At 63.2% G+C, this 11555-nt stretch carries 12 protein-coding genes; 5 read left to right on the top strand and 7 right to left on the bottom strand.

What is annotated here, in order from left to right; all coding sequences use genetic code 11:
• The first annotated feature begins 193 nt into the window (after positions 1-193).
• The 3 genes from ACNQVK_RS01145 (at position 194) to ACNQVK_RS01135 (ending at position 3271) form a co-directional block, all read left to right on the top strand.
• Positions 194-385 (top strand): hypothetical protein, encoded by a 192-nt coding sequence (locus tag ACNQVK_RS01145; RefSeq protein WP_418028264.1) that lies wholly within the window; start codon positions 194-196, stop codon positions 383-385.
• A gap of 233 nt (positions 386-618) precedes the next feature.
• Positions 619-2376: a hypothetical protein gene (locus tag ACNQVK_RS01140; RefSeq protein ID WP_418028263.1), complete on the top strand. Its 1758-nt coding sequence runs from the start codon at positions 619-621 to the stop codon at positions 2374-2376.
• A 10-nt stretch (positions 2377-2386) separates the two neighbouring features.
• Positions 2387-3271, top strand: coding sequence for a hypothetical protein (locus ACNQVK_RS01135; RefSeq protein ID WP_418028262.1), 885 nt, complete (start codon positions 2387-2389; stop codon positions 3269-3271).
• A 58-nt stretch (positions 3272-3329) separates the two neighbouring features.
• Here ACNQVK_RS01135 and ACNQVK_RS01130 read toward each other — a convergent pair whose 3' ends face one another.
• The 3 genes from ACNQVK_RS01130 to ACNQVK_RS01120 form a co-directional block, all read right to left on the bottom strand.
• On the bottom strand, positions 3330-3785 hold the full coding sequence (locus ACNQVK_RS01130) for a hypothetical protein (protein WP_418028261.1): 456 nt from the start codon (positions 3783-3785) through the stop codon (positions 3330-3332).
• A complete protein-coding gene (locus tag ACNQVK_RS01125) occupies positions 3782-4375 on the bottom strand; it encodes a winged helix-turn-helix domain-containing protein (protein ID WP_418028260.1) in 594 nt (197 codons plus the stop codon). Before ACNQVK_RS01125 ends, ACNQVK_RS01130 begins: the two co-directional genes overlap by 4 nt.
• 93 nt (positions 4376-4468) lie before the next feature.
• Positions 4469-4723, bottom strand: a complete 255-nt coding sequence (locus ACNQVK_RS01120) for a hypothetical protein (RefSeq protein WP_418028259.1) — start codon at positions 4721-4723, stop codon at positions 4469-4471.
• A 189-nt stretch (positions 4724-4912) separates the two neighbouring features.
• Between ACNQVK_RS01120 and ACNQVK_RS01115 the strand changes: the two genes are divergently transcribed.
• Positions 4913-6079 (top strand): hypothetical protein, encoded by a 1167-nt coding sequence (locus ACNQVK_RS01115; RefSeq protein WP_418028258.1) that lies wholly within the window; start codon positions 4913-4915, stop codon positions 6077-6079.
• Between the two features lie 47 nt (positions 6080-6126).
• Here ACNQVK_RS01115 and ACNQVK_RS01110 read toward each other — a convergent pair whose 3' ends face one another.
• The 4 genes from ACNQVK_RS01110 to ACNQVK_RS01095 all read right to left on the bottom strand — a co-directional run bounded on the left by ACNQVK_RS01110 (position 6127) and on the right by ACNQVK_RS01095 (position 10702).
• Entirely contained in the window at positions 6127-6291 is a 165-nt protein-coding gene (locus tag ACNQVK_RS01110) for a hypothetical protein (protein ID WP_418028257.1), read from the bottom strand.
• A gap of 996 nt (positions 6292-7287) precedes the next feature.
• On the bottom strand, positions 7288-7584 hold the full coding sequence (locus tag ACNQVK_RS01105; RefSeq protein WP_418028256.1) for a hypothetical protein: 297 nt from the start codon (positions 7582-7584) through the stop codon (positions 7288-7290).
• Positions 7585-7875: 291 nt separating this feature from the next.
• Positions 7876-9201, bottom strand: a complete 1326-nt coding sequence (locus ACNQVK_RS01100) for an RNA-guided endonuclease InsQ/TnpB family protein (protein WP_418028255.1) — start codon at positions 9199-9201, stop codon at positions 7876-7878.
• Between the two features lie 55 nt (positions 9202-9256).
• The gene (locus tag ACNQVK_RS01095) at positions 9257-10702 is read right to left on the bottom strand and encodes a UvrD-helicase domain-containing protein (protein ID WP_418028254.1); all 1446 of its coding nucleotides are present in this window, start codon (positions 10700-10702) and stop codon (positions 9257-9259) included.
• 458 nt (positions 10703-11160) lie between these two features.
• Here ACNQVK_RS01095 and ACNQVK_RS01090 point away from each other — a divergent pair, with 458 nt between their 5' ends.
• Positions 11161-11547, top strand: a complete 387-nt coding sequence (locus ACNQVK_RS01090) for a hypothetical protein (RefSeq protein ID WP_418028253.1) — start codon at positions 11161-11163, stop codon at positions 11545-11547.
• Positions 11548-11555: the final 8 nt, after the last annotated feature.

Raw genomic sequence — 11555 nt, 5'->3', positions numbered from 1 at the left:
GCAAGCTCCGCGCGTCGTCCCCAACAACCAGACGACTTCTTATATGTCGCGGCGTGGCGGCTAACCCACGGAAAATCCGAAGAAAGTCCAAAAAAAGATTTTACCGCTCTGAACTGCGCAAACCCGTGGGTTGAACGAGCATCGGCGACCTAATACCTCTACGAGAGACCGACAACTCGAAAGGTAGCGACCCGTGCCCAGCCCCAAACCGCCCAAGCTCCTGCCGCTGCGGACCGCCGTCATTCTATTGTTCGCACTGCTGATCGGAGCGCTCGTCGCCGGCGTGACCTTCCTCGGCGCCCGCGACCTCAACAGCGCGGCCTTGACCGGCGGCGGGGCCTTCGCCGCCGCCGTCCTCTGGCTCGACAAGATCATCGCCACATGAGCTCACCAAGCGCTCGTGATAACACCACTACCGGGCCCTCGGTGGGCCACATCTATCAGCAGCCCCGGTTCAGCCGCAGCCAAGACCGCACCGATGGCAGCGCCCCCGGGGGCAGTTGCATTCGAGTAGTGCATTACTCATTCGGTCGACCCGGACTTTTGGGAAACTCACCGTAGGTGGGCCAACGCGACAACGGCCTGAACCAGCTCATCCCGTGATCTGAGGGGGTCACTGTGATCGACTACCGCACCCATTTCGCCCTGCACGCCGAGTTTCTGACTCGCATGCAACATCCAATGCCAGGCGACGGTGAGCCCATCCGCGACGCCTGGTCGGCGCCGGCCGAAGATCGACCAGACATGGCACTGCTGGGATGCCTGGTCGACCATCTCGTCACCCACGCCAACGACGACTTCGAACTCAACCGCCTCCGCGAAGCGGCCACATTGTGGCGTGCCGGCTTGAAACTGTGGGACAAGCTGGCCAGCCTGCGATCCCACCTGGAACACGCTCTGACCAACCCCGCCGCAGCGGGATCGGTCGACGAATTCAACAACGCGGCCAACACAATCCCAGCGCTGCGCAACGAATTCCGCCGTATCGCCGACGGTCTCTTCAACCTGCGAACGACGCTGCTGACCATCCCTTACCTTCAACCGCACCCACGCCAACAAGGGCTACCCGTCGAGGACTGGGGCTACGCCGACCGATTCCTCAGCCGCGCCACCCACCGACTCCTCAACGAAATCCCAGAAGGAAGCCCCGAAGTCGCAGCGTTCAAAGCCGGGGTCCTATCAAGCTACCTCGGCAACATGTTCGGCTCGGCCTACCTCGGAAGAACCGTAGGAGGCCCGCGGCGCCTACACCGCTACCGCGACCGCGTCGCACGAAACACACTCGGAACCCACTACTACATCGAAGGCGGCGTCATGAGCCTGTCCGAGGCCGCTGAACGCCTCTCCTTCGGCGCCGCGGCCCCCGACGACATCGCCATACCCCCAGACGTGCACGATGCCCTCTTGGCCGGACTGAACTCCGCATTCCCGGCCATGCCCGCCAGCGCCGACCTCAACGAAGGGCTACGCCGACTAGTCGAATCACTCCAACTGCTAGACAGTTTCACCGTCCCGGACCTGCCCACCCCCATTCCGCTGCCCCTGCTGCAAACCACCGCCGTCGACGAGTACGCCGCCAACCCCACGACCGCCGGCGGAACCCTGCACACCAACGGTCTGGGCAGCGGACCACCCCAAGCGGGATCCCCGGGCGGGATGAACAACGTCACCAATGCCGACACACCCCCAGCGATCACGCCAGGATGCAATTACGCCATCTGGGCACTCATCTGGGGCCTGCAATACCTGCCCGCCTGCATCGCCCTACTCGACGAGGGAAAAGACTGCACCCCCCAAAGCGTGCACGACAAATGGGCCCAGTGGCTCAACCCAAAACCAGGAGACCCGCAGGAAGAACCAATCCCCGTCGTCGGCGTCAGCGGCCAGTTCCTCACCGACGCCAGCACCAACGGGTTCGGTGCACACCTCGCCAACGAACTCCTCGGCATCCAGATCACCCTCTGGCAACTGTTCGACACATCCCAGAACTTCCTCGTCGGAATTGGACTCATCTATCCCACCGCCGACCATCTCGAATCCATAGCATTCAGCCAATTCCTCAGCGCACCACCAGATCCCAACTGGCCACGACTATCGGACCCCTACCCGATCACCACCTACATGACATACCCCAGCGGCTACACCGAAAAGCCACAGCACGCACCCAACGCCGCAGACATCCCTTCCGCTGACCGGCTCCGCGGCGGCTTCGCCGAAATGGCCGCCCACCACCTCAACGACTTCGAAACACACCCCACCAACATGGACCTCGACGCGGATCGAGGCCTCAAACATCCATGCTGGACCGTGACGCAACCAGGCCACATCAGCGACCAACCAGTCCCAGTCACCATCCTGGGCTTCTACGAGCTGTGAGGTAATAGCGATGGCACTCGACAACGAATACCCCGACACATACGGAACATGGCTCGTCATTCCCTACTTCACCGGCGATAAAGGCCTCCCAAACAGCCAACGACCCCTCGCCAACGTCACACCACCAGCCGGACAACCAGCACCGATCTACTGGCTCTGCAACGGAATTCGAGTCGAAGGCAACCCACTACGCAAATACATCCCCGACCAGCCCACAACCATCGAAGTCGACGTCGCCAACTACGGCGGCGGCACCAACGTCGCAGCCATCACCGTCACCCTATGGTGGGCACCACCCAGCCCAGGATTCCCCCCGAAACTCACACCATTCGGACAAGCCATCGTCAAAGCCAGATCCCGCGGCGGACACACCACCGCCAAGATCACCGGAACCATCCCCGACGGAGCAGGCCCCAACGGCCACGTCTGCCTACTGGCACAAGCCACCGCCGTCGGAGACCAAGTCACTGGCAACCCAGCCCCAGGAGCAGAACGCCACTGGGCACAACTCAACATCGACTCGATCAACGCCGAGGCCGACGGCAAGTTCGCCACGATGTTCATCGCATCCAATTCAAGCCACCAACCGAAGACCTACCACCTGAGCGCACAGATCACCGACACCCGCTCAGCCGAACACCTCGCCGAACTACTCGACACGCAAATCGCCCGCGACCCCGCCATCACCTTCGAACTAGCAAGCGGCGACACCAAGTCCAGCGACGACCGGCCACTCGTCCTGCACCTCGAACCCCACCAATCAGTCGAAGTCCTACTACAAGGCCAAACCCACCAACAAGCCGACGAAGTCACCATCATCGAGATCAGCCAACACGGCGCCGCCGGCCCCTCACACGACATACAAGGCGCGCTAGCAATCGCGATCACCCGCTGACCTCAGTGCTCCACGCGGAGGCCGCGAGGCGTTCGCTGTGGCGACACGACGGCGACCATCAAGCGAAGATCGTGAGGTGCGCAAGCAGCGCCTCGGCCGCGTCGACGATCGCGCCGCTGTCTGCGATCGCGGCATGGGCCTCCGACACTTCGACGCGTTCGCCGGCGTAAGCCGGGTATTCCAGTTCGGCCCGGCGGCGGCGCAATACCGCGAAAGTGGCGAAGCGACGGCCGAACTGCGCCTTAGCCGCGTGCTCCACGGCGAGGTGGCCACCCCTCTGAGTTGCTCGTAGCCCTTGTTGCGCCAGAATCGCAACAAGGGCGAATCGTGCAGCGTCGTAGGCCGTTACGTATGCAGTGGCGGGGTCGGATTGCGCGATGTTCTCGGCGGTGGCGAGTTTGGTGCGTGCGTCGGCTACCCAACCGGCGCCGGCGGCTTGCGCGCCGGTGATCCGTTGAAGTTCACCTGCGGTCAGGGCGGCAGTGATGTTGGCGCGGCCCGTATCCCAACTCACGACGCGGCCGCAGCGGCCGCGTCGATCTCGACGACCGGGTTCGCTTTGATATCTGCGCTGAGCGAGTCCGAAGGGTCATCCCATCGCTTGCGGGAGGCAATGACCGGGTTGACAGGCAGCCCAGTGATCTTCTCGACGTCGTCGGCGGCCGCATACACCGCGGCGCGGTCAGGGCTACCGATCAGCAGAATGTCGAGATCATTCGGTGGTGGGCCAGGTTGCCCCTGATAGCGCGCGGCCCAAGACCCGTAGATGAGGATCCGATCGATGCCAGCTATGTCAGCGAAGGCATCGCGCACCGCGAGATGTGGGCCCATGGTGCCCAGGGCGATCTCGGTGAGCGGCGCGACCATGCGGTTGCCAGCATTCGGGCGCAGTAGGCGTGAACGACCGACCTTGCGGGTCGCCAAGATCTGGGCATCGACGAGCCTGGCGACTTCGTCAGAGACTGTGGCCTGCGGAATACCGAGATCGCGGGATAGGTCCGCGACGGTTTGATCGGTGGTCGGGTGGAGCAGGACTGCAGCCAGGATTTGCGCTTGAGCGGTCGATCGGAAGACCGGAAACAGCGCCGGGGCATCACTACGCATAAACCGATGTTATCATCGGTTTATGCGATGCGACATCGCTAGGCCGCATCCAGGTAGCCGGTACCCGCGGAGATCCTTCGACAACGTCGGTCGTCATGGGATGCGCTCGATGTCTGGCCCGTAGTCGCGGAAGTGTCGCGCGCGATGCTGCTGGTTCATGTAGCGGTCGAACCGGTGCAGACTGAGCGCCCAAATGACGGCTACCAGTGTCCAGACGAGCCACAAGAGCGGGGCGCCGATCATTGCGAGCATCACTGCGAAGACGCCTATGGCGACCAGTAAGACGCCGCTCAGGGCTGCCACCCAGTAGGTGGCGGTCTGATGCTTGCGTGGTCCAGCGTCGGCCATGGCTAGGACTGTAGATCAGGACACCGACATCGCTTTTCACTCCGGGGTCTCATCCGAGCGGGTGGTCTTGACGAACGCGCGTCACCGCGCTGGGCTGGGTTGCCGTCACAATGAGTTAGGCAACGTCATGCTCAGCCCAGGGCGGAGACGTCGGCACCACCAAACAAAGCCTGAACACGGAGAGTCGAAATGTCCGACGACGCAGCCGAACCCGGATCACAGCAGCAACCCGAGGAGACTGTGGCCTACAGACTTCAGCAAGTACTCGACCACGTGCACCAACTCGGCGCCGACCACGAAACGACGCTGGCAGCACGCGCCAACCTGGGCAACCAACGCGGCCTAGCCGGCGACCTCACCGCCGCACTCGTCGACCTTGAGATCACCACCGATCGGTGTATAGCCGTACTGGGCACCGACAACACAATCACCCTCGCGGCAGCCGGGATGCGGGCCTACTGGCTAGCCAGGAGCGGAGACCGCTCAGCGGCCATAACCGCATACGAGAGGCTATGGCCGAACGCGGTCTCACTACTCGGGCCCGACCACCCCACCACAGTGTCAATCCAGCACAGCTACAGCGATATTTGCGACTGGACCGACAACCCCGGAGGCGCCGCAAACACCTATGAGGAAATCCTGGCCGCCAACACCCGCAACCTAGGACCCGACCACCCCAACACCACAGCGGCCGCCACCACACTCGAACACTGGCGCACAGAGGTCAACGATCTCGCCGACATGGCCCGCGACATCTACACCGACCAAGAGCGCTACGAATCCGGCAACGACAACCTCACCCACGAGCAGCAGATGAGAGTCGACACCGCCATCGCCGAAGTCATCAGCAGCCACGACTCCGCAATCGACGGCGTCGTCGAACTGCACACCGAGCTCGCCGCCTTGACCCGCGACCGAGGACCCGACGACCCCGAGGTCCTCGACACCAGAAGCGCGCTCGCCGGCCAGAAGCTCACCGCCGGCGACATCGACGGCGGACTCTCCGACTACAAAAACCTCATCAGCGACCTCACACGCCTATACGGACCCGCAGACCCGCAGACCTTCAAAGCTCGCCGACACCAAGCATTCGCCCTCGACCACACCCCACAAGGCATCAACGCCCGCATCGCAGCACTAGACATCTTGCTCACCGACGAGCTGTCAGCCCTAGGACCCGACGATCCTGTGACAATGCAGACCCGCATGTACCTCGCCGGCTCCAGAGGGCTGCCAGAAGAGCTGCACGCCGTACTGGCCGATCAAATCCGCGTGCTCGGAGCGAAACACCCCGACGTCAACCTAACCCGACACTATCTGGAGTCAGCGCTCAAATCAGCCGACCTCGGCAGATAGAGATCCGGCCCGCTCCCAGTTGCCTGGTGCGGGCCGAACGATTGACATCAGAACACCCGATCCGATAGATGCCCGCAGCAGGCATGTGTCTGCCCCTCCGGATCTGCCGATTCGTCGTCCACGGACACCGTCGTCGGCTTCGGCCACACCGATGACGGTGCCATGAAGATCGAACTCGAGGACTTCGGGAACGACGGCACCGGATCCACCACCCCCGCATCCGCGGTGGGGAATTTTGGGGTGTGAGGGGGGAGGCCGGGTGGCCCAATGATCAGGTGGTGAAGAAGTTCTCCCAAATGATGGGGCTGCCCGACGAGGCATCGGACCGGTCTCGTCCGGATGCACTCCGAGCACCCGTCTCGCCCGCGTATGCCGATCCGCCACGCCGAAGGGTCAAGGAACCACGGAACCCGAAACTCGGGAACAATCTGAATTGCCAGCGAGGCCTCCGGCAGATACGTCTCTCTCGGCCGGAGGCAGGCAGTGAAAAGAAAGGAGTGCTTGGCGCTCACCGTAAGTCGAAAGTAGAGGTAGTGGGCAGGGCTGAACACCAATCGCATCGCGCACAGACTCCGCGCCACGCCGAACCGCGGCGGAAACGCAAAACCGGAAAGTAGGACACAATTCTCCAAGCTGCACCGGATGTTTGGAGCAAGAGGCCACCCATGGCACGCACAGAAAGGAACGCAGTCTGCCCCAAAAAAATATGCGTGACAAGTGGTGGGTGTAACGGGCCGCCCGCCGTTACGGTCCAGAGCTGGAGACGAAACCCGTCGTCCTGGCGGCCGTCGCCTATAGACCCCGACACGGTTTCAAAAACCCAAGGAGGAACGCCGATTAGGAAGCGACACAACAAAAAACAACCCGAAACAACGCAGTCGCCCCAGAAAAACCCTGCCAGGCATCACGGGGGCGACTGCTGTACCCCAACTCGCAACAGAGAAGAGGACATCACCATGATAAGACCTTTGCGAACACCCGGCGGGCACAACTGCCCAATGTTGCTACTGGTCGCCCTATGGGCCGTAGGCGTCACCGTGCTCATATTCCGCGAACCGGCCGCCGCAGCAGTGTTGATGGCGATGGTTCCGATCGCTGCACGCAACGCCTAACTGCCGAACCTCCGGCCAGGCCCGTGCAAGGCCGGAGGTTCGGCAGATCCGTGGCGTTGGTAAGACAGGGAAGAACGGCTTGAGCGAGGACGATCGTCACGTGTCCGCGCGACGAAACTTCGGCGCGAGCTCCCAGAAGTCGACTGCGCCGATTGCTTCGGCGATCACTGTTGACGAGTCGTCAGGCTTCGGGTGCGGGCCGTAGAACTCGCTGCCGGCGAGCGAGATCCCGGTGGGCTCCAGACTGGTATTGATCGCCTCTCGGTACGCCGCGGCAAGTCCCTCGGTGTCGAAATCGTCAACATGGTCGCCAAGCATGTCCCACACGCCCACTTCGAAACTGCCTGAGCCGCAGTAGTTTGCCCAAGATCCGTACATGGTGGTTGAGGTCATCGGCTTACCCTACTTTCGGTAGTCGTTGTGTATTTGGGGCGGAATCGCCCGGGCCACCGCATTTTGGGATTTGGGCTCATCCGCGCGCGCGTGGGCCGCACAGAGCGTGTTCGGTGTAGACGGGGTACAGGTGGGGCTCATCCGCGCGCGCGTGGGCCGCACCCTTACTGACAAGCGAGGATGGCAGAGGTCTCCGCGATTTTGGATGACCAGTCGATTGCTCGGCTGGGGTGGCCACGCCGCCGAAGCGGACATGGTCTTCGCGCTTCAACGCTGCGCCTGGCGTAGTCCTCACACGGGGTGAGGGGCCGGCGCGGCTCGGCGCGCGTTTAACGTCTCCCCGGTGCCGGGGGCGACGGTCACCGCGTGGGCGGCAATGTTGCGGGCCGCGTTCACATCTCGATTGAGAATGAGAGTGCACGCGGTACAGCGGAACACACGATCAGCGAGTGTGAGCTTGACTCTCGCTCCACACGCTGAGCATGTCTGGCTGGAAGGAAACCAACGGTCGCACAACGCGATCGAGGATCCGTACCAGCAAGTCTTGTATTCGAGTTGGCGACGCAATTCGCCGGGGGAGACATCGAGAACCGAGCGGTTAAGGCCAGCTTTGGCTTTCACATTTCGCCCCGGCCGCTCAACGGTGCCACGGGCGGATCCGGTCATGCCAGCCACGTTGAGATCCTCGATCGCCACCGTGCGCCATCCCGTAGCGAGCTGCTTGGTCAGCTCATGCAGTGTGCTGGCGCGGCGTTCAGCCACCGCGTGATGTAGCCGGCCGACGCGCGCCGCGGCCCGTCGCCGCCGCTGCGACCCCTTCTCGGTCCTGGCCAGTGCACGCTGGGCCCGGCAAAGCTGGTGGCGCGCGTGCCGCAGATGGCGTGGATTGTCGATCAGAGTGTCATCGGACAGCGCAGCGAGATGGTTCACTCCGACGTCGACACCGATGGTGCCGGCGGCGCGCTGGCGACGGCTCGCCGAAGCGGCCACGGGGTTCACGGTTTTGACGAGGACACTCGCATACCAACGATGACCGCCGCGGGAGATCGTCACGGACTGGATCACCGCACCACGAGCGATCGCCCGACGTAGACGTTTCGTGGAGTCGTGAACACGCAACGAGCCCAAGCGGGGCACGATGATTCGCCGGTAGTTGGTGTCGTCAGGTCGGATCGTCGGCCGGTTGACATCGTGGTGGATGCGGAACGAGTCGCGGCTGCGGTTCTTCTTCTTGAAGCGAGGCCGCCCCACACGTCGACCGGCGCGCTTACCTGTCAGCGATGACATCCAGTTGTTCCACGCGGCGTCAGCGTCGGCAAACGCGGACTGAAATGCGTACGTAGACACGGTATGCCACCAAGGACAATCGCCATCGACGCCGACCCGATCATCACCTTTTATCGCGTTCAGAGCCTTCTGAATGGCAGGCTTGGTCGGCACATTCGGGGCCTCGCGGGCCGCGTCTCGGGGATCAGCGCCGGTGGCTACGAGCTCGGCGACGGCAGCGCGGCGCGCATCCAGGGCTTCAAATTTGCGGGCCAGCGCGTGGTTGAATGCCCACCGGGCCGCGCCGGCATGCTGGCGCACCGAAGCTTCCTGTGCGGCGGTCAGATCCAACGCGAACCGGAAGGCCCGCAGATCCTCTGGATCCGTCGTGTCTGGTGCCATTGGTTCAGCGCCCTGCTGTCGATGGCCGCACGAAACGCTGGGGTCGGCGGGCAGGGCGATCGATCCAAGCGAGGCTTCCGCGGTCGAGGAGCATCCGCGCGCGCGTGACAGCGACGTAGGCCACCATGGCGTCTGCCTTGGCGTTGTCGGGACTGCTCTCGCCGCTTGGGTAGTCGTCGCCGATCGCGACGGTATCCCATTCTCGGCCTTTCGATGAGTGCGCGGTGCTGACGACGACGTCTGCCTGCTTCTCGTCGACTAGGGAGTCGGTCGCTTCGATCACAGCTTCAGGGCCGTGGGCGTCGATGAGGTCGACGAATGGTTTGAGGTCGCGGCCGGCGTCTTCCTCGGTGAATTCCTGCAGGGCGGCCCAGCTGGTGAAGGCGAACAGTTCGGGGTGGCTGGTGCGGCCAGTGGACTTGAGCTCTGCCGCGGCGGTGGCCAGCTGTCGGATCATCTTGCCTTTGCCGACCAGAGCTACACGGTGCCCTTCGGCGAGCAGCCGCATCACCTCCGCCATGCCGCCGGCGTTCGTACGGCACAGCACCGCCTTCGGCAGATCCAGCGACGCCAACTGCGACTGCAGTGACGAATTGCCGGTCAACCGTAGGCGGGTTCCGATGCGAGCCAACCACTTGTTTGCCTCATCGGCGATCACCGGCCCGAATCGCCACGACTGCGACAAGTACAGAACCTCGTCGGCGTTCCAGCGGTCGAGCGCATCAATCGCGCCGCGCCACCCGTAGAGGCTCTGGCAGCTGTCGCCGACCGCGATCTGCTGCGCATCCTGATCCTGAACAAGTCTCGCCACCAACGGATTTGAATCCTGGGCCTCATCAAGCATCACCACATCGACGTCCAGCCGAGGCCGCGTCAACGCCCACATCTTCAGGTAGTGATCATGCTCAAATCTCAGGGCGCCGCTGCGGCTGCAAATGTCATCCCAGGCCCTCCGGGCGTAGGGGAGCGACGCATGGACGAGGTCATCGTGATCCTCACCGATCACACCATTCTGGCGCGGCACATGCTGGTCGGTGATCTCATCATCAGCCGAGTAGCAGAACCGCTGCACCGCACCAATGCTGATGCGCGCCATCTGCGCCGGCGAGATCCGCTTCGACCTGCCAAGCTCGACCCACGGAGTGCCCAGCACTGCCGCGGCCTGCTGACTGGTCTGACGCCCCCCGTTGAGCCGATGCCGGTACTGCCAGCCGATCGCGCCATTCGCCAGGGAGTGGGCCGTGCGGCACTGCACGCGCTTCGGGAAACTGCCCGAGGCCTCGTCCGCGATGGCCCGGTTGTACGCGATATAGAGGGTTGGCTTGCGCAGCTCGGCCGCCACCAACCGCAGCGTGCTGGTCTTCCCAGTCCCGGCGCCCGCCTGAATGACCAGATTTGTCCCGGATCGCGCCGCGTCGACGATCGCCTGCTGCTCACTGGTCGGCCGCATCAACGCTCACTCTCTCGCGGGGTGCTCTTGTTGTACCGCGCTCCACCGACAAAACAGCTCACCGCGACCCGACCGACTTCGGCCTGACGGGCTGATCCGTGGAAAGCAAGTGGAGGAGTGCCAGAAGGGCGGTGATGTCGTCCGGCGCATCGTGTGCGGTGTCGCAAGCTGTCTCGACGGCGATCTTGTAGCCACGGGCAGTGCGGAGCGGCGCCGTGAGTGACCTTTCGAGAATTGCTCGTAGGCGCGCTCTGGCCCCTGAATCCCACGGGTTGTCGTGCCATTCGTCGCAGGCCACCTTGAATTCGGTGATAAAGCCCATGGTCAGCCCCCTCAGGCGCAGATATGCAATCTGAGTATGCAGAGTAGCGCAGATTGTGCATGCAGACTACTGCTATTGAAAACGCAACATGCCGCAATGTAGCTGGCATCGACTATCAGACGTTTATTGTCATTGGGTGCCATTCGACGAGCTCACAGCATCCGAACTTGCGGCCTGTCGCGAGCAGGTCTCGGCTGCGGCGCTCCGGCAGGCACGGCTGATTGCGGCCGAACGGTTGGCGGACGGCCCCGCGGACGGCACTGGGCTCGACGCCGAAGAAGTCCTGGCGATCCTCCTGTCGGAAAATCCGGATCATGAGCTGATCCGCGCATTTGAAGCCAGATGGGCCGTCCTAGTAATTCGTATCCTCGCCGAAGTCGCCGACCCTGCGCCAGCGGTTGAAGATGCGTATGCCCGAGGCGTCTCAGGGCCTGCAATAGGCCGCGCTCTTGGCGTCTCCCACCAGACGATTTACTCCCGCTATCGGGAGGCCGTTGAAGCCGGGCGTCGACGTCGGGGCTAAGGTCCGCA

Source organism: Mycobacterium sp. 134 (genome assembly GCF_048282715.1).
GTDB lineage: Bacteria > Actinomycetota > Actinomycetes > Mycobacteriales > Mycobacteriaceae > Mycobacterium > Mycobacterium septicum.
Note: the sequence above shows the minus strand (reverse complement) of the source record. Positions and strands in the feature narration are given on the sequence as shown.

Bases quoted from the DNA above. Each gene is read 5' to 3' on its own strand.
- ACNQVK_RS01125 (WP_418028260.1), bottom strand. From the start codon at position 4,375: ATGCGTAGTGATGCCCCGGCGCTGTTTCCGGTCTTCCGATCGACCGCT.
- ACNQVK_RS01120 (WP_418028259.1), bottom strand. From the start codon at position 4,723: ATGGCCGACGCTGGACCACGCAAGCATCAGACCGCCACCTACTGGGTG.
- ACNQVK_RS01105 (WP_418028256.1), bottom strand. From the start codon at position 7,584: ATGACCTCAACCACCATGTACGGATCTTGGGCAAACTACTGCGGCTCA.
- ACNQVK_RS01115 (WP_418028258.1), top strand. From the start codon at position 4,913: ATGTCCGACGACGCAGCCGAACCCGGATCACAGCAGCAACCCGAGGAG.
- ACNQVK_RS01135 (WP_418028262.1), top strand. From the start codon at position 2,387: ATGGCACTCGACAACGAATACCCCGACACATACGGAACATGGCTCGTC.
- ACNQVK_RS01095 (WP_418028254.1), bottom strand. From the start codon at position 10,702: ATGCGGCCGACCAGTGAGCAGCAGGCGATCGTCGACGCGGCGCGATCC.